The organism is Hugenholtzia roseola DSM 9546 (assembly GCF_000422585.1).
Lineage (GTDB): Bacteria > Bacteroidota > Bacteroidia > Cytophagales > Bernardetiaceae > Hugenholtzia > Hugenholtzia roseola.
Map to the genome: position 1 here is coordinate 78,986 of NZ_KE383880.1, position 18,494 is coordinate 97,479.

Here is an 18,494-nt window from a genome sequence, read left to right on the forward strand (position 1 = left end):
CGGTTTTTGGAGATACAAATTTTAGTGAGTAGAGGCGCGAACTTGAATTAAGTTAGCGTGTTACGTTGTTTTTTTCTTTAAATTTTTTGATTTGTCGGCGCAACGCTTCCACAGCGTCATCGGTAGCGGCTTCAAAGCTCTCATCTGCACTTGTGGCAAAGAGCGTGCTGCCCGGCACATTGAGTCGGACTTCAATGATTTTACTTTTCTTGGGTTCTGCGCCTTTTTCAGACTTGATATATACCTCGCCATCGATGATGCCGTCATAAAAAGTTTCAAGTTTGTCCAATTTCTTTTGGATAAAAGCACTAAGCGCGTCGCTACGGTCGTTATCGACATAATTCATTTCTATTTTCATAAAGTCTGACGTTTAAGATGAATTAAAAGGTTGAATAAACAAAGTTGCATCAAGAGTGGGAAAAAATCCGTTTCTTTGCAGAGCGTACTGACTCTGGCGTTAATTTGCGCTTTTTTTTTGAGAAAACCAAATCTTAGGACATAAAATTTTAACCATTCGATAACATGCAAATCACAAAGAGCTTATTTATAGGCAGTAGCCCTGCGGAAAAAGATTGTCCTACGGCATGGCTGCCCGAATACGCCTTTATCGGACGCTCCAACGTGGGCAAATCTTCACTTATCAATCTGCTGACAGCAAACCGCCATTTGGCAAAAACATCAAGCACACCCGGAAAAACACAACTTATCAATCATTTTTTAATCAATGATTTGTGGCACTTGGTAGATTTGCCCGGCTATGGCTGGGCGAAAGTGAGCAAAACACAGCGCGAAGGCTTTGGCGAAATGATAGAAACTTATATTAGAGAGCGCAAACAGCTCGTTACGACCTTTGTTTTAGTGGATAGCCGACTTGCACCGCAAGAAATAGACCTCGCCTTTTTGGAGTTTTTGGGGGAGGCGCAACTGCCTTTTGCTTTGGTATTTACAAAAATAGATAAACTAAATTTTTCCCAATTACAGAAAAATTTGAACCATTACAAAGAAATTCTGATGGAAACTTGGGAAGAGCTACCCCCAATTTTTCAAACGTCATCGGATAAAAAACAAGGGCGTGAGGAAATTTTAAGTTACATTCAAAAATCAAATCAAATATTTGTAAAGGAAAAAAGAGAATCTTACAAAAAGATACCTTTTAAGATAAAAGGAAAATAAAGGTGTAACCGTCGCCGAGGGCGTTGCCCGTCGGCGAGGTTTTCTAAATGCCTGATGTGTATGTGAGCGTTGCCCGTCGGCGAGGTTTTTTAAATGCTAAAAGTATTTGAAATGTAAGCCACAAATTTTTTAGACCTATTTAATATATTTTTTAATAGGACATTTTTTAATAGGTTTCTTTTTGTATCCTGCGAACTTCTTTATTTTGTTTTTTATATGGGATAACCATACGCAAAGAAAAAGCATGGCGATTTAGGTTCTGTATGATTTCTTTACCTTCGCCGATAAAAAGAAAGTTGTAAGAATAAACCAAATGAAGCGCGTTTCCAGCCTTTCCCAAGAGCCTTTTTGGAGAAACACCTGCCATAAAACGCAAACCAGTATTGACTTTTTCGAAGTCGGTATGAACAGTTGCACCCAAACCAAAGGCGGCATAACCTTGCGTCCAGAAGGAAAGATTGAGTCCGTAATAGTTGTTCCAAGGCGAAAGTTGGAGCGTATCATTGCGAAACTGCCCCGTATCACCCAAAGGAAGTTGGCGAATTTCGATTTCTTCTTTAAAAGAACTATTAAAAGGCGCGACTTCTAAGCCCAAACTGGCAGCAAAAAAATGCTTGTTCCATGCCCACCTTGCCTTTGCCAAACCAATTTCGAGGACAGGACTTTTATACATTTGCAAGCCCAAAAGCAGACCGTCGGCTTGCGTTTCCTGATAGATTTGGCGCGAATCGAAGTATTCTTTTTCACTATTTTCACCACAAATTTTATAGACTTCTAAATAATTATTTCGCTGTGTGATGTCCATTAGCACCAAACTGTCCTTTGATTGTCCGTAAAATTCTAAGGTGCGCACCACTTTTCCTTTTTCATTTTGTAGAATGAGAAAAGAATCTTTTTCTATGATATAATTTCCCGTAATTTTTCTATCATAAGTAGCATATTCATATTTTTTTCCGTCTATAAAATGTAAATATTCCATCTTACAGTCGCGAAGCTCGAAAAGGGTGTCGCCTTCTGCAAAAGCCTCTATAAAGAGTGCCAAGCCCCATTTTTCGCCCGCCTTGATGCGATAACTTTCCTGATTTTCTTGTGCTGCCACTCTTGTCGTTAGGGTTAGAAAGAGAGGCAAAGTAGCTATACAAAATTGTGTAAAAAGGCGTAGGAATTGTGTTTTTTTCATTTTTTGATGCGCAAGATGCTAAAATGGTACAATAAAATAATAAGATAAAACAAAGTTATTCCTCCAAATAAGTAGAATCAGGGCGGTGCTTTCGCTGCAAATCGCGCTGTTTCTTTTCTTTTTTGAGCGTTTCCAAATCTTCTCCTTTTTGGCGATTTCTATAAACTTCGAGGGCTAACAAGATAGAAGCCACCATCGATTCTTCGCTGGCGATATTTTTTCCTGCAATATCGTAGGCAGTGCCATGGTCGGGCGAAGTGCGGATAATGGGCAATCCTGCGGTAAAATTCACGCCATTGTGGAAGGCAAGGGTCTTGAAGGGAATCAGCCCTTGGTCGTGATACATGCCCAAAATGCCGTCAAATTTTTTATGGAGTTGCTTTCCAAAAAAACCGTCGGCGGGGTAGCTGCCATAAATGAGCAATCCTTTTTGTCGCAATTCTTCTATTGTAGGATTGATAATTTCGAGTTCTTCCCTGCCTAAAAGTCCCTCTTCGCCTGCGTGTGGGTTAAGCCCCAAAATGGCGATTTTGGGCTTTTCTATGCCAAAATCATAGCGCAAGGAATGTACCATTATTTCTACCTTTTGTATAATTTTTTCTCTATTTACACACTTAGGGACTTCGGCAAGGGGAATGTGTCCTGTCAAGACCCCCACTCTTAGGGTTTCGCTGACCAGAAACATAAGGCTTTCGGCAGTATTAAATTTTTGTGTAAAAAATTCGGTATGCCCTGCAAATTTGAACTTATCTGATTGGATATTGGACTTATTGATGGGTGCAGTAACGAGAGCCTCGATGCGCTTGGCTTGCAGGGCTTGTACGGCAGCTTGCAAAGATTCAAGAGCCGCCTTTCCGCCTTGGGGCGTAACTTTGCCAAACTCTATGTCTACATTTTTATCAGCACAACAGTTGAATACGTTAATTTTATGTGGATTTACACTATTTTCCTGCCAATAATTAAATTGATGATAAGCGAAATCATAGCCAAATGTTTTCTTGTACTTAGCCAGCCATTTGGCAGAGCCAAAAATAATAGGCGTGCAGAGGGTATTGAAGCGGTTTTCAGATAAAGCCTTCATGATAACCTCCATGCCTATACCGTTGATGTCGCCGATAGTAATGCCAATGCGCGGTTTTTTGGGAGCGTTCATTAGTTTTGATTTTAAAGTAAAAAACAAAGACTTTAAACCCCAAGAGCCTCGCAATCTCTTAGGGTTTTTGGGTCAGATGGCGTTAGAGTGGGATATTGCCGTGTTTCTTTTTGGGCAAAGTCGCCACTTTATTTTCGAGCATCTTGAAGGCGCGGATAAGTTTTTGGCGCGTTTCTTCGGGTAGGATAACTTCGTCGATGTAGCCTCTATGTGCGGCGCGGTAGGGATTGGCAAATTTGCGATTGTACTCTGCCTCCTTTTCTTTGAGTTTTTCGGCAGGGTCTTGGGCTTCGCTAATCTCTTTTCGGAAGATAATTTCGGCTGCCCCTTTTGCACCCATAACGGCAATTTCGGCGTTGGGGAAGGCAAAATTCATATCTGCGCCGATATGCTTCGAGTTCATGACATCATACGCCCCCCCGTAGGCTTTGCGCGTGATGACGGTAATGCGCGGCACAGTGGCTTCGCAAAAGGCATAGAGCAATTTTGCGCCGTTGGTGATAATGGCGTTCCATTCTTGGTCGGTGCCGGGAAGGAAGCCGGGTACATCTTCAAAGACCAAAAGTGGAACATTGAAGCTATCGCAAAAACGAACAAAACGCGCTGCCTTTTTGCTGGCGTTGATGTCGAGGCACCCTGCCAAATGTGCAGGCTGATTTGCCACAATTCCGATACTACGCCCTGCCAAACGTGCAAAACCTACCAAAATATTTTCGGCATAGTCTTTATGAATTTCGAAAAAAGAACCCTCATCGACGGTAGTTTCTATCACCTCGCGCATGTCGTAGGGTTTATTAGGGTCTAAGGGTACAATTTGATTCAGGGCAGGACGGCTTTCGTCAGCGGCTTGGTAGGGATAGGTAGGCGCGTCTTCTTCGCAATTTTGGGGAATGTAGGAAAGCAGTTTTTTGATGTTTTCGATACACTCGACCTCATTGGCACAAGAGAGATGTGAAACGCCACTTTTGCTCGCATGGGTATTTGCCCCTCCCAATTCTTCCGAAGTTACGGTTTCGTGTGTTACGGTCTTGACCACATTAGGACCCGTAACAAACATATAAGAGGTATTTTCTACCATCATAATAAAATCGGTAATGGCAGGCGAATAGACCGCTCCACCTGCACACGGACCCATGATGGCAGAAATTTGTGGCACAACGCCCGAAGCTAAGGTATTTCTATAAAAAATATCGGCATAACCTGCCAAAGAAACCACACCTTCCTGAATCCTTGCGCCCCCAGAGTCGTTGAGTCCGATAAGCGGTGCGCCATTTTTCATTGCCATATCCATGATTTTGCAGACCTTTTCGGCGTGTGCTTCGGAAAGCGACCCCCCAAAGACGGTAAAATCTTGCGAAAAGACATAGACAAGCCGTCCAGAAATGGTGCCATAGCCCGTAATGACACTATCGCCCAAGTAATATTCTTTGTCTAAGCCAAAATCTTTGCAGCGGTGCATCACAAAACGCCCAATTTCTTCGAAAGAGCCTTTGTCTAAGAGTAGCTCGATGCGCTCGCGTGCGGTGAGTTTGCCTTTTTTGTGTTGGGCTTCGATACGCGCCTTTCCGCCTGCAAGCAAGGCTTCGCTATTTTTTCGCGCCAAGACCTCTTGTGGGGTTTGGGCAGGGCTATTTGGTTCGGTGTTCATCATATTTTGGGAGGAAATAATGGGAAAACGTAAAGGGTTGTGGGTGCAAATTTGAGAGCAGAAACATTCCCAAAGCAAACAGCCAAGTATCACTTTCGGATAAAAACAAGGCTTTTGGCAAAGATACACAATTTGAAGCAATCTAAAACTGTTGGCGATTGTTTCCTACCCAAAAGCGCAGTAATGTTAAATTCTAATTCCGAATCTAAACCCTAAGGGTCTTGAAGACCCTTAGGGTTTAAGTGCAAATTTTATTTCGTGTCAAATTCGACAACACAAGGCTTTTCAGAATTTAATATCACTACCCAAAAGCGGCTTTCAGGGCAGCGCAGCCGTAGGCTTATGAATGGGCTTCTGGTAGAAAATCTGCCCCAATTAGAGAAAAAAGCGTACCTTTGCCTTTTCAAAACCTATCTCTCTCTTTCTTTTGTTGTTCTTATGGAAACCAAAAAACAGGTCAAGTATATCTTTGTTACAGGGGGCGTAACCTCTTCGTTGGGGAAGGGTATCGTTTCGGCTTCGCTTGCCAAACTTTTGCAGGCACGCGGACTTTCAGTTACGATTCAAAAATTTGACCCTTATCTGAATATAGACCCCGGCACGCTCAACCCTTATGAGCATGGCGAGTGTTATGTAACCGAAGATGGCGCGGAAACCGACTTAGACTTAGGACACTATGAACGCTTTTTGAACATTCCTACTTCGCAGGCAAACAACATCACGACAGGCAGGATTTATTTTTCCGTCATCAGCAAAGAAAGACGAGGCGATTATTTGGGCAAAACCGTACAGGTAATTCCACACATTACAGACGAAATCAAACACAACTTCTACGCCTTAGGTGAAACGGGCAAATACGACATCGTCATTACCGAAATCGGCGGCTGTGTAGGCGATATAGAATCGCTACCTTTTATCGAGGCAGTAAGGCAGGCACGTTGGGAATTGGGGTCAGAAAATACCTTAGTAATCCATCTTACCTTAGTGCCTTATCTAAAAGCGGCAGGCGAACTCAAAACCAAGCCGACTCAACACTCTGTCAAGATGCTTTCCGAAGAGGGGATTCACCCCGACATTTTAGTCTGTCGCACTGAATATACGCTACCTGTGGATATTCGCAAAAAAATCGCGCTCTTTTGCAACGTCGACCTCAAATCGGTCATAGAATCTATTGATGCCGAATCTATTTATGATGTGCCACTGCTGATGCGTCGCGAACATTTAGACGACATTGTGTTAGATAAATTGGGCATCAAAAACGAAATTAAGCCTGACCTAACCGAGTGGAAGCATTTTTTGGGCAAACTCAAAAATCCTACCGAGCAGGTCAATATCGCCTTAGTAGGCAAATACGTAGAACTGCCCGATGCCTACAAATCTATTGTAGAAGCCTTTATCCATGGCGGGGTAGCCAATGAATGTGAGGTCAAATTGCGCTGGATTCGCTCGGAAGACCTCGCCGAAACGGAAGAGTTTGAGAAGCACTTTAAAAATATTGATGCCATTTTGGTAGCACCCGGCTTTGGAGATAGGGGGATTGTAGGTAAAATCAATGCGGTTCGTTATGCACGTGAGCGCAAAATTCCCTTCTTAGGGATTTGTTTGGGTATGCAAATGGCAGTCATTGAATATGCGCGAAATGTTTTGGGTTGGGAGAATGCCCATTCTACCGAAATGATGGCAGAATCGCCCTATCCTGTTATTGATTTGATGCCTACGCAAAAAGCTATCACCGACAAAGGCGGCACGATGCGCTTAGGTGCTTACACTTGCCAAATTGCACCCAACAGTTTGGCGCAACAGGTCTATCAGAAAAGCGAAATCAGAGAACGCCATCGCCATCGCTACGAATTTAATAATGACTTTCGACAAGAGTTGGAGCAGGCAGGTCTGAAAGCCTCTGGTATCAATCCTGAAACCCAACTGGTAGAGATTGTAGAATTAGACACACAAACGCACCCTTTCTTTATCGGTGTGCAGTATCACCCCGAACTCAAAAGCACTGTCGCTGCCCCTCACCCACTTTTTAGTGCCTTCGTAAAGGCTGCCCTGCAATACAAACAGCAGTTGCAGGAGAAGTAGAAATATAGCCTCAAAGTTAGTTTTTTTTACAAAAAACTAACTTTGAGGCGTTCTTACACGTTTGGATTTAGAGTCTTCAAGGCTGCTTTAGATAGCCTCTTATTTTTCCGTGAATATTTCCCAAACTACCTATCAAATGATAGTAGAGTTCAGACTTATTTCCTATCTTTACTGAAACCAAAATTTGAAAGTATATGTTCAAGTTAAGACTAAACAATTATCGTGGATTTCTAAACGAAGAATTCGATTTCTCTCGCGTCAATGTATTGATTGGAGAAAATAGTGCAGGAAAAAGCAGTGTTTTCAAATTCTTGCGCGCATTAAAACAAAGTTTGCGTTTCCCAAATAATAGAGATTACAATCTTACTCTTTTCGCAGATGAAAAAGAAGGGAATGAAAACGTGGACTTAGGTAATTACTACGAAACAATATACAATCATGAAACAGACAGAAATTTGTTATTTGCTTTTGAGTTTAAGGAAGATTATTTTAATTTTTTCTTAACTGATGCTGTTTCAATTGCCAAAAAAAATAACAAAATCAATGAGGCTGTTCGCAAAGAACTATTAGAAGAAAGAGAAAAAATTACGCAAATATTGGGTGGTAAAATTACGACCCCTACCATTTTTACTTGTGAATTAAGCGAAGACTTGGCTAATCATAATAAAATTAAGACGACAATTAGTAACTCGACAGTTGGTGAAGTTGTGATTTTTTTCCCGAATATAGAACAAGAGGTTTATGTGAAAGGCGAAAGTCCGCTTTGCAATCTTACTTTTTGCAATACTCAAAACGAAACCTATACTTTTTCTGAAATTGAATATGAAAAAATGGGATTTACTACCATAGTTGACAGTGACAGTTTAAAAGAAAAAATAAAGCAAAAATTTGAGAACGGCGAAGCGGATAGATTATTTTGGTCTATCGCATTTCTGTTGATTACTCAAAACTATATTCGTAAAATCTTGTCCGACATTAAGTATATCAATCCCTTGCTTTCCGAACCTGCGGAAAGGGTGTATTTAAAAAGGGACGAAAAAATCTCTTTTGATATTAAAGATATTAAAGAAGTTGTATATTTGTTAAGTGGAGATAACTTTTTAAAAAATGAAAATTTAGAAAAGTTCAAATCAGATTATACACAACTGCTTTCGGAACTTGGTTTGTTAGAAGAAATAAAACCTATCAAAGAGAATTTTACTCGAGAATTAAGAGTGGTTGTTAATGGTATGGAAAATAATATCAAAGATGTCGGATTTGGTGTTTCTTTGCAAATGCCTATTTTTGCGCAAGCACTCATTTCCGAAAACCTCACAAAACAAAGCCGTTTAAATGGATTAACCAATAAAGGCGAAACTCTTCTAATAGAACAACCCGAAGTTCACTTGCACCCGCGCTTACAAGCCAAGTTTATTGAAACCTTATTAAGCATTGGAAATAATAACGTGTATTTCATTGAGACACATAGCGAACACATTATCAGAATGTTACAGATTTTGGTAAAAACCAAAAAATTTGACATTACACCTGATGATGTTTCAATTCATTATTTCAGGAAAGATGAGAAAAATATGATTAAATCTAAGCATGAGATAAATGCTAAAACAGGTGAATTATCTCCTGCTTTCCCTGATGGTTTTTTTGATATTTCATTCAATTTAGCATTCCAATTAATTGACTAAGTTATGCACATATTACTTTATGAGGACATCCTTGTGAATTACCTTAACTATAAAGAGGAAAGTAACGACCCTGAAAGTATGGTAAAGGCTATTTTAGAGAATAAAAACTCCATTTTTTTATTTTCTAAAAGGTTGCTATCCTTTCTGGAAGGTAAGGTTAGTAAAGAACTATATCAGAGATTTTTAACCAAATTAAACAATTTGAGAGAAAAAAAACTAGCAGTCAATTATGCAAGTACAGAGGAAACAAGTTCTTTTGAAGAAGAATTTATTAGACTTTATAACATTCATAAATCTAATGTTTTAATAACAATAGCTTTTGAAAAGCCAAGTGAATCAATACAACAAGCTACAAATAATAAGATTGCTGTTTTATCTCAACAACAAAAACCAAACTATCATTGGTTAGTTATAAATTTAGCTATTTTGCACCCATTTACGCTTAGTGTCGATGAGATTGATTTTCGTGATGATGCAGAAACAGATAAGTTTTTTGATGATTTATTTTCTATTCCAAGAAAAATATCAACTATTATCATTTTTGATGATTACTACAATGTAGACAGTCATAACAAATATGCTAAAGTCGCTAATAGAAAAGATATACTTGTATTTTATTGTACTGAAAATCACTATAGATTTGCGAAATACCCGAAACCAGACTGGAATAATAACTTTAATGATGATAAATACAAAATCTTAAAAAAGACCTTTTCAAAATTAGAACTATGGACAAAAAATAGAGGTTCGCATACAAGGAGAATCATTTTTGAAGGCTTCATTGTTAATCCAGATATTGATTTAGACTTTCTCAACAAAAAAAATAATAAAATGTGGTCTGTTCATATCAGATTTAATGAACATCGTGCTAAAGAAATAACTAATATTATCGATATCGACTACAAAAAATATTCTAAATAGTTAAAATTACAATACTTTTTTTTAAAAATTAAAAATTATTTTTTTATTTACAACTTATCTTCTACCTAATGTTTTACAAAAACCAGCCCTCCCCCAAAACAAAAAGCACACGATTTCGCTTTTTCAAAAGAATTTTATACACGCTCTTATTCCTTTTTATGATGCTTACCCTTGCCACAACGCTATTTCTACGCCAAGATAAGTTTGGAAAGCTACCCACAGGAGCGCATTTAGAACGCCTCGAACGCTCTTCCAACTACAAAGACGGCGAATTTCAGAACTTAGAAGCTACGCCTGCCCTAAGCGAGGAGGCAAGTTATGCAGGTATTTTATACGAATTTTTCTTTTCCAAACGCGAGCGCATTTCGCCTTCTGCCCCTCTTCCTTCTACCAAAACTAACTTATTTGAATTAGACAAAGATGAAAATATTTTGGTCTGGTTCGGACATTCTTCTTATTTTATGCAAGTAGAAGGCAAAAAAATCTTAGTAGACCCCGTTTTTAGTGGTTTTGCCTCGCCATTTTCATTTAGCGTCAAAGCCTTTGCAGGTACAGATAGGTATTCGGCAGCCGATATGCCCGAAATTGACTACTTATTTATTTCTCACGACCATTGGGACCATTTAGACTATGAAACCCTTATTGAATTAAAACCGAAGATAAAAAAAATTATCTGCGGCTTGGGCGTAGGTGCGCATTTTGAGCATTGGGGCTTCGAAACTGCCAAAATCTATGAGGGCGATTGGTATGATACAATCGCCTTAGACGCTGGATTTACGACGCATCTTGTGCCTACACGCCATTTTTCGGGTAGGGGTTTCAAGCGCAATCCCTCTTTATGGACAGCCTTTGTCCTTCAAACGCCCACTAAACAAATTTTGATAGGTGGCGATAGTGGTTATGGCAAGCACTTCAAGCACATTGGCGAAAAATTTGGCGCATTTGATTTGGTAATTTTAGAAAATGGGCAATACGATAAAAGTTGGAAGTACATTCACCTAATGCCCGACGAAGTCTTGCAAGCGGCGCAAGACCTAAACGCAAAAGCCCTCTTTCCCGTCCATTCTTCTAAATTCCCACTGGCAAATCACGCTTGGGACGAGCCTTTGCAAAAAATAACAGCCCTAAATGAAGCGCGAGAACAGCCCTTTCCCCTGCTTACCCCTATCATAGGCGAAAAAGTATCCTTAGACTCTCTCAAAACATTCGCGAAGTGGTGGGAAAGGTAGATTTTAAAACCTCAAACACCCACAACAAAAGACCTTTGTCGTAGTAATGTTAAGTTCTGTAAAAAGCCCTATTTTATCAAAGTTTTGTCAAAGTTTTGTCAAATTGAAAACGAAATAAAATTTGACTTAAACCCTTTTTAGAGCCTTAAAACTCGTTTTTATTTTCGTCTAACTTCGGAAAAGACAGTTTTTTAATACATTCGCGTCTAATTTTTTAGAACTTAACACTACTCAATTTCGCCTACAAACAAGCCGTTCTGCCCCCATCTACAGGCAAATTGATGCCATTGATGTAGGCAGCCGCTGGTGATGCCAAAAATGCAATCGCCGCTCCTATTTCCTGCGCTTTTCCAAAACGCGCGGCAGGAATAGTTGCCGTCATTTCAGCCACTACTTCGGCGCGTGTTCGCCCTGTTTTGGCTTCGTTATTGGCAATAATCGCCTCCAAACGCGCCGTTTCAGTCATGCCGGGAAGCAGATTATTGACCGTAATGCCAAATTGTCCCAATTCCAAAGAGAGCGTTTTTGCCCAATTTGCTACCGCTGCCCGTATTGTATTCGAAACGCCTAAACCATAAATGGGCTGCTTGACACTGGTAGAAATGACGTTGATAATCCTGCCATAGCCCTCACTTTTCATGCCTTCTACCAAAGCCTGCACTAAGGTCTGATTGGCAATAAGATGCTGCTCGAAGGCAGTACGAAAAGCCTCTGCCTGCGCCTGATGCGCTAAATTAGGCGCGGGACCGCCCGTATTATTGATAAGAATGTGAATTTTTTTAGCCTGGAAAATAGGCTCTTTTAAGGCATTTTTTAGGGTTTCGAGGTCGGTAAAATCGGCAACCACATAGGCATGCCCCTGCCCTTCACTCACCAAAGGGAGCTGTTCACAGACCTGCGCTAAGGCTTGCGCATTGCGAGCCATCAAGACCACATTTGCCCCTAATTCGGCTAAGGCGATTGCAGCGGCTTTTCCAATGCCTTGTGTGCTACCACAGACTAAGGCGTTTTTTCCAAAAAGCGAGAAATTTGGCATTAGGTAATATTTATGACGATAAAGATATGACTATTGAAGCAAAAAACAGACTTTTTAGTAAAACTAATAAGTGCGTGTTAGGCGTTCATCTACCACAATGATAAAATCGGCAACGCCCATTGCCTCTTGCGAAAGCGTGGCGAGGTCTTTTTGCAAGACGGTAGAAATAGTGAGTATTTCTAAGCTCTTTTTAGACTTTTCTTGTTGATATTTTTCTAAATACCATACAATTCCTTCTCTTTTGTCGGAATGATACGCGCCGTTGAAATGCAAGACGAGCTTGCCTTTTTCATAATGATTCAAAATCTGATGCGCCATGCTTGCATCTTTAAGGGCTTGGGCTGCAATAAAAAAGTTGGCTTTTTCCCCTGCATGTGCGCCCATCATTTGGCGCATATTGGCATAAGAAGGCAAGTCATAGTCGAGGGGAAAAGGCAGAGGGGGAAGTAAGCTTTTGGCTTCTTTTGAAAGATTTTCCAAAGTTGTAACCCCTTCTTTGGCAACAAGAGCCGCATAACGGCGTGGCACATTTGAAGCAACTACTTTCAAATTTTTATCTTTTGCAAAACTTATCAAGGGTTTGTAGTCGGTTTGGTAATTGTTCCAAAGACGTGCTTCTGCCTCAAAATTCTTTTCGGCTATACTACCCTGCAAGTATTCGTCTAAAAGTAACTGATTATCTGTTTCAAACATTTCAGCCGCCAATATCAAATCACTGCCCTTTTTGGCATGCAAATCTTGGGTTAGGCAAAGTTGTAACCAATGCGCAATAGGGTCATTGTGCAGTTCGCCAAAGAGGACAATGTCCTGCCTTTCTGCTGCTGCGAGCAAATCTTGGTAGGTTACTTTTTCCCCTTTTTTATTAAAAATTTGATAGGGTTGTAAGTCTTTTTGTGCAGACAAAGGAGCGGAAAACGCCATGTAAGTTAGAGTTAGAAAAAGAAGAAAATACAGATTCGAAAACATAAGAAAATAGGATAGTGTGGGAAAGGTGTATATCTGACTTGAACAAGAAGATTGAATAGAAATAGAGCCTTAAATGGGGCTTTGAAACAGTCTTGCCCCTACCAAAACCTTATCCCAAAGATAAAGTTTTTTGCAGTCAATAAAAAATCTCTAACCAAGCATAGGGCTTAGTTAGAGATTTTTGTAGGAAATTTTAGAAAACCCTAATATCTTTTAATTACCTTTTAGATACTTTTTAGATGCCTGACACTATTCCTGCCCCTTTTCATCTCTGGCAATATCCTTTAATTGGATATTTTTGCGGATATAAGCGGGCGTTTCCTTGCGCTCCTGCAATTCTTCGGGCGAATATTCATTCACACTCTTAATCGATTGAGAAGCATAGGGGTAGGGCGGCGGTACGGGAGTAGGTTTATAGCCTTGTCCGTACAAGTTCTGCCCTGCTACGCCGTTGAGGGGGGCTGACGCACCATTAGAAGCGAGGTTAGATGTCAGTCCATCTTTTTTTTTTAACCTTTCCGACTCATAATTGGGTTCGTTGTTGTAATCGTCTTCGAGCTGAAAGATGATTTTATCGGGCTTGGTTGGCACAATGGGCGCGACAGGCTCGATTTTGGGCGTTGTAGGTGCTGCGGTTTCGGGTTCTTTCGCAACTTCGGCGCGTGCCTTATTGCGACTGTCGAAAAAATCTTCTTCGTCCTCCTCATCTTTGACATCAATTCTATTCTTGACGCGCTTATTGGTCATCAAATCATAGACACGACGTTCTGGCGTTTCGAGGGGAATATCCTGCTTGGCTTCGAAGCCTGTGGCAATGATGGTAACGCTGATGCTATCGCCCAACTCCTCATCTACGGCTTGTCCGAAGATAATTTCAGCCTCTTCACCTGCCTGCTCTTGGATATATTCGGTGATTTCCTCCAATTCGTCCATCTGAAACTCCTCGTCGTTTCCAACCACGATACTAAGCAAGATGTATTTTGCACCAAAGATATTGGTATTGTTGAGCAAAGGCGAAGAAATAGCACCTTCGGCAGCTCTACGCGCTCTATTTTCGCCTTCGGCAGTGGCAGAACCCATGACGGCTGCTCCTGCATTTTGCATAACGGTTCTCACGTCTTCAAAGTCGACGTTGATGTTGCCTGAAACGGTAATAATTTCGGCAATAGATTTCGCCGCTTTAAGCAAGACATTGTCGGCTTGTCGGAAGGCTTCGCGCATGGAGGCTTTTCCGAAAACCTCGCGCAGGCGGTCGTTTAGAATGACCAGAACGGTATCGCAATGTTCGCGTAGGGTATCGATGCCCTCTTGTGCGCGTTGGCGTTTGGGCTTGCCTTCAAAAGAAAAAGGAGCGGTAACGATACCAACGGTAAGCACGCCGAGTTCTTTGGCGATTTCAGCAATCACAGGGGCTGCGCCTGTTCCTGTTCCGCCGCCCATACCTGCGGTAATGAAAAGCATCTTGGTATTTTTGCCCAAGATATTGCGAATTTCGTCTTTGCTTTCGAAGGCAGCACTTCTACCGCGTTCGGGATTTGCACCTGCACCTAAGCCTTGTGTTAGATTTTTGCCAATCTGCACTTTATTAGGAACGGGGCTTAAATCTAAGGCTTGAATATCAGTATTACAAATGAAAAAATCCACGCCGCGAATACCTTGCGTGTACATGTAACTGACCGCATTTCCCCCGCCGCCTCCTACACCAATGACTTTGATGATAGAAGGTTCTTTTCCAAAACTATAATCTTGTTGATGAGGCATCATAAGAATTTCAAAACCTAATGGTCGGTCTAAAGAGTTCTACTAAGGTTTCTAAAAGATTTCCAATAGCGCAAAATTACAAAAATAATTTCTACTTGGAAAGCAATAATAGGGAAAGAAAAGCGAAAATACAAGGCTCTCGCTAAAAAACTTTCACTTTTTTTAGGGTCTATTAAGAAATTTGGTCGCTTTTGTTGAAAGAATGTCTTTGCAGACATCAATAAAGGCTTGCGAAAAGCTTTTGAGAGGCTTTTGTTTTCTTATCCTACTCCCCAAGTGCGTTCCCCAAATTGTGCCTAATCGGGAACTTGTACTTACTGCACCCTTAATCGGTAGCAATGTTAAGTTCTATAAAAAGTCTTGTTTTGTCAAATTTGACACGAAATAAAATTTGGTTTTGAAACCCTCCCTTTGGGGGAGGGCAGGGTGGGGTTCATTCCTTTTTTATTTCAATCTCACTACGGAAAAGGCAATACCTTGTCCCTACATTTGCATCTAATTTTTAGAATTTAACGTCACTGCTCAATCAGTGGGCGCAATCTAAAACATCTAAAACAAAGGACAAATCAAAAAAAGGACAAGCCAAGAGGTATAAATGTGGGAACAAGCCCTCTTTTCATCAAAACTTCTTAGGGAGGTTTTCTTTTGGAAACGCCCCCAAAAGGATTTTATTGTAAAGGTAGCACAAAAGGCGCGTTTTTTTCGTAAAAAGAGAATAAAAGCCTACTTCTCTGCTTTTTGCGGCATACTTGCATAGAATTTGTAGCTTAAATAGCCGCCAAAACGTTATTTTTGTATTAAGTTTGTATCCGAGTTTGGATTTTGTCCTGAGTGGCTTTCAAAAGGGTAGGTCTATTATGCGATAGGTCGGAAGCCTTTTCTGTGTAAAAGGCGCGTCTTTTTTTTGTAGAAAACCTTTACAAGCCCTTCTCAATAAAATTGAAGCCCTCATGCAAGCCTAAGACGCACTTTTGCGTTATAGTGCTGATAGGGCTTGGAACAACATCTAACTCCCCGACCTATGCGCAACTTGGTGGCACTGCTTCTTTATCCTACCCAAAAAACTATCCTTTCCTTATTTTCTTTGCAAAACAATGAAAAATCTTACACCCACGCATAAAACGAAGGCTACCTATCTTTCCTTCTTATCAGCCTCTTGGCAGCAAGGTCTTTCCTATTCTTCGCCTAAAAAATCGCCTTTTGCCACCTTTTTTATCTTGTTTTTGTTTCAATTTCTATGGCTCACAATGGCAACCCTGCCCACAACTTGGGCGCAAAAGACCGATTACACCGACTACAAACCTTCCTACCGAAAGTGGCAGGATAAGTATATTTTAGATAAGATTAGTTATACTTCGGATAGGACAATTTTTTACTTTCGCTATGTTTCTACCTACGACTACGGCTCGGCTACCTTTTATGGTCCGAAAATGGATTTGGCTTGGTTTCTAAAAAATACCGCCAAACCTTCCGAAGCCTTCGATATGATAGAAATTAAAAATATCGCCATCAATGGGCGCGTGCAGCTTGCTGCCCTTTCTACGGCGGTGAGCAAGTCTTTTTCTTCGCGCAAAGGTGATGTTTTTACCTGCGAGGTGCATTTTCCGCGCCTACCCAATAGCGTCAAGATGGCAGATTTTATAGAAGGACGCGGGGCAGAGCGAAATGAAAACCACTTCAACTGCTTCGATGTCAAGCTCAAAACTTGGGAGGACGACTTAGGCACTACCGACGATTTGAAGGAAACTATCCTCAAATTTGAAAAAGATAACGATTTGCCGCCCTCCGAAATTCCGATAGAAGAAGAACCTATCAAGGAAAAACCCGAAAAAATAGTGGAGCAACCCAAAGAAGAAGATGCCGAATTTGCACGCAAGTTTTTAGAAATGGTCAATGAACTGCGCTCGAAAGGCTGCAACTGTGGCGGACGCTATTTCCCGCCCTCTAAGGCAGTAGAATGGAGCGAAGGGGGGGCGAAAGCCTCGAAAATCTTAGTCCTCAAACTTGCCGAAACCGACGGCATGACCAGCGACGCAGGCGGCATGAGTACCGCTGCAAGGCTTAAAAATGAGGGCATTAGCACGTCCAAAGTCTATGAAAATCTTTCCTATCGCTTCGAAGAAATAGAAAAAGCCTTTCACGGTTGGAAAATGACCCCGCCACAGTGCATGCGTATGATGGACCCGAATGTAAAATTTGTGGGCGCGGCGCGAAAGGGCAAGTATTGGTCTATGATAATGTTTTACTAATTGCACTTTTAGTTAGTAAAAAATATTTTCTACTTTAACCTATGATGCTCTACTCTTTTGTAGAAAATGCAGCCTTAGTCTGTGCTTTTTGTTTTGTCCCGTTGGTTGTTTTTTATGGGATAGCCCTTTTATACGCCAGCAAAATTTGGAGCGCGATTCCGACTTTCGAAATCGCGCCTCTTTTTATGGCAAAATTAGAACCAATAAAAAAGGCAGAGTCATCTGAAAATGAGGCTTTTTCAAAGGAAATTCCCCTACTTTCTATCTTAGTCCCTTTTCGGAATGAAATTTCAAACCTTCCTCTTTTGGCAGAAGATTTGAAAAAACAGACCTATCCTACTTCTCATTTTGAGGTTATTTTTATCAATGATTTTTCTGATGATGGGGGTGAAATTTGGCTCAAAGAATGGATAGCAGCTCAAAAATTAGAACATAAAACAAATTTTATACTTTTAGATTTGGCTGAATTAGAAAAGGAATATCGACAAAAAGACCCAAACTTTTCCATTGGCGAAGGCAAAAAAAATGCCCTCACTTGGGGTGTAAAGCAGGCAAAAGGCGATTATATTTTGACCACAGACGCAGATTGCAGGTTGGGGCAGCAGTGGATAAGCCATTTCGCCGCCTATTATGCACAAAATCCGAAGGCGCAGGCACTTTCGGCGGCGGTGCGCTTCGCGCCTCTTTCGGGTACTTTTGCCCATTGGCAGGCGTTGGAATTTGCCGTTTTGATAGGCGTGGGTGCAGTCAGTTTGGCACGCCACACACTCACGATGAGCAATGGCGCAAACCTTTCCTACCGCAAAGCAGCCTTTGTAGCCGTAGGGGGCTATGCGCAAAATGCGCACCTTGCTTCGGGAGATGACCAATTTTTGCTACAAAGTATTGATGCTTATTTTAAGCCTGAAAATGTGATTTTTTTTGTAAAAAACAAAGAAATGATTGTACAGACAAGCCCACAAAATACTTGGCGAGCGTTCTTTTGGCAGCGCAAAAGGTGGCTTAGTAAGTGGCGCAGCACCCAACACAAGGGCAATGCCTTGATAGCGAGTTTTCTATTTTTCTTTCACCTTCTTTTTTTGGCAAATGGCTTTGTTTTTTTTATTTTTTTTATGTTTTGGATAGAAAATAAAACAGCAGTGCCTCACTTTTGGTTGTATTTTTTTCCTATTTTAGCAGCCTGCAAGTTATTTTCGGAAGCGATTTTCATTAAAAAGGTAGTCGTTTTTTTAGAAAGCCCTATTTCGAGTCTTTCTTTTTGGAAAAACGTCTTATCCTTGCAAATTGTGTATAGCCTCTATGTACTCTTTTTTGGCTTGGTGGGGCTTTTGCTGCCCATAGAGCCGCAATTTGTGTGGAAAAACCGCCACTATAAGCAAAGTAAAGGGTAAAGTTATGGCAAAGTGAGGCTTTT

General features: G+C 40.9%; 14 protein-coding genes. 7 read left to right on the forward strand and 7 right to left on the reverse strand.

Going from position 1 to position 18,494, the window contains the following annotated elements; genetic code table 11:
• Positions 1-52: 52 nt before the first annotated feature.
• On the reverse strand, positions 53-358 hold the full coding sequence (gene hpf, locus G500_RS0112525; RefSeq protein ID WP_027002803.1) for a ribosome hibernation-promoting factor, HPF/YfiA family: 306 nt from the start codon (positions 356-358) through the stop codon (positions 53-55).
• 164 nt (positions 359-522) lie between these two features.
• Here hpf and yihA point away from each other — a divergent pair, with 164 nt between their 5' ends.
• On the forward strand, positions 523-1,173 hold the full coding sequence (yihA, locus tag G500_RS23410) for a ribosome biogenesis GTP-binding protein YihA/YsxC (RefSeq protein WP_035757358.1): 651 nt from the start codon (positions 523-525) through the stop codon (positions 1,171-1,173).
• 166 nt (positions 1,174-1,339) lie between these two features.
• Here the strand turns inward: yihA and G500_RS0112540 are convergent, their stop codons facing one another.
• The 3 genes from G500_RS0112540 to G500_RS0112550 all read right to left on the reverse strand — a co-directional run bounded on the left by G500_RS0112540 (position 1,340) and on the right by G500_RS0112550 (position 5,157).
• On the reverse strand, positions 1,340-2,353 hold the full coding sequence (locus G500_RS0112540) for a hypothetical protein (protein ID WP_027002804.1): 1,014 nt from the start codon (positions 2,351-2,353) through the stop codon (positions 1,340-1,342).
• Positions 2,354-2,408: 55 nt separating this feature from the next.
• Positions 2,409-3,506, reverse strand: a complete 1,098-nt coding sequence (gene pdxA / locus G500_RS23415) for a 4-hydroxythreonine-4-phosphate dehydrogenase PdxA (protein WP_051203558.1) — start codon at positions 3,504-3,506, stop codon at positions 2,409-2,411.
• Positions 3,507-3,588: 82 nt separating this feature from the next.
• Positions 3,589-5,157 carry an acyl-CoA carboxylase subunit beta gene (locus G500_RS0112550; RefSeq protein WP_051203559.1) on the reverse strand — a complete coding sequence of 523 codons (1,569 nt, stop codon included), beginning with the start codon at positions 5,155-5,157 and terminating at the stop codon, positions 3,589-3,591.
• Between the two features lie 435 nt (positions 5,158-5,592).
• Here G500_RS0112550 and G500_RS0112555 point away from each other — a divergent pair, with 435 nt between their 5' ends.
• The 4 genes from G500_RS0112555 (at position 5,593) to G500_RS0112570 (ending at position 11,068) form a co-directional block, all read left to right on the forward strand.
• Entirely contained in the window at positions 5,593-7,236 is a 1,644-nt protein-coding gene (locus G500_RS0112555) for a CTP synthase (protein ID WP_027002806.1), read from the forward strand.
• A gap of 194 nt (positions 7,237-7,430) precedes the next feature.
• Positions 7,431-8,918: a DUF3696 domain-containing protein gene (locus tag G500_RS0112560; protein ID WP_027002807.1), complete on the forward strand. Its 1,488-nt coding sequence runs from the start codon at positions 7,431-7,433 to the stop codon at positions 8,916-8,918.
• Between the two features lie 3 nt (positions 8,919-8,921).
• Complete coding sequence (locus G500_RS0112565) at positions 8,922-9,839, forward strand: hypothetical protein (RefSeq protein ID WP_027002808.1); 918 nt, start codon at positions 8,922-8,924, stop codon at positions 9,837-9,839.
• 158 nt (positions 9,840-9,997) lie between these two features.
• A complete protein-coding gene (locus G500_RS0112570; protein WP_035757394.1) occupies positions 9,998-11,068 on the forward strand; it encodes an MBL fold metallo-hydrolase in 1,071 nt (356 codons plus the stop codon).
• A 241-nt stretch (positions 11,069-11,309) separates the two neighbouring features.
• Here the strand turns inward: G500_RS0112570 and G500_RS0112575 are convergent, their stop codons facing one another.
• The 3 genes from G500_RS0112575 to ftsZ all read right to left on the reverse strand — a co-directional run bounded on the left by G500_RS0112575 (position 11,310) and on the right by ftsZ (position 14,834).
• Positions 11,310-12,104, reverse strand: coding sequence for an SDR family oxidoreductase (locus tag G500_RS0112575; protein ID WP_027002810.1), 795 nt, complete (start codon positions 12,102-12,104; stop codon positions 11,310-11,312).
• Between the two features lie 63 nt (positions 12,105-12,167).
• On the reverse strand, positions 12,168-13,070 hold the full coding sequence (locus G500_RS0112580) for a ChaN family lipoprotein (protein ID WP_027002811.1): 903 nt from the start codon (positions 13,068-13,070) through the stop codon (positions 12,168-12,170).
• A gap of 249 nt (positions 13,071-13,319) precedes the next feature.
• On the reverse strand, positions 13,320-14,834 hold the full coding sequence (ftsZ, locus tag G500_RS23420) for a cell division protein FtsZ (RefSeq protein ID WP_086047901.1): 1,515 nt from the start codon (positions 14,832-14,834) through the stop codon (positions 13,320-13,322).
• Positions 14,835-15,925: 1,091 nt separating this feature from the next.
• On the opposite strand from ftsZ, the gene G500_RS25105 reads away from it, so the two are divergent.
• Both G500_RS25105 and G500_RS0112610 read left to right on the forward strand, forming a co-directional pair.
• Entirely contained in the window at positions 15,926-17,080 is a 1,155-nt protein-coding gene (locus tag G500_RS25105) for a CAP domain-containing protein (RefSeq protein ID WP_027002813.1), read from the forward strand.
• A 41-nt stretch (positions 17,081-17,121) separates the two neighbouring features.
• On the forward strand, positions 17,122-18,471 hold the full coding sequence (locus G500_RS0112610) for a glycosyltransferase (protein ID WP_027002814.1): 1,350 nt from the start codon (positions 17,122-17,124) through the stop codon (positions 18,469-18,471).
• Positions 18,472-18,494 lie beyond the last annotated feature (23 nt).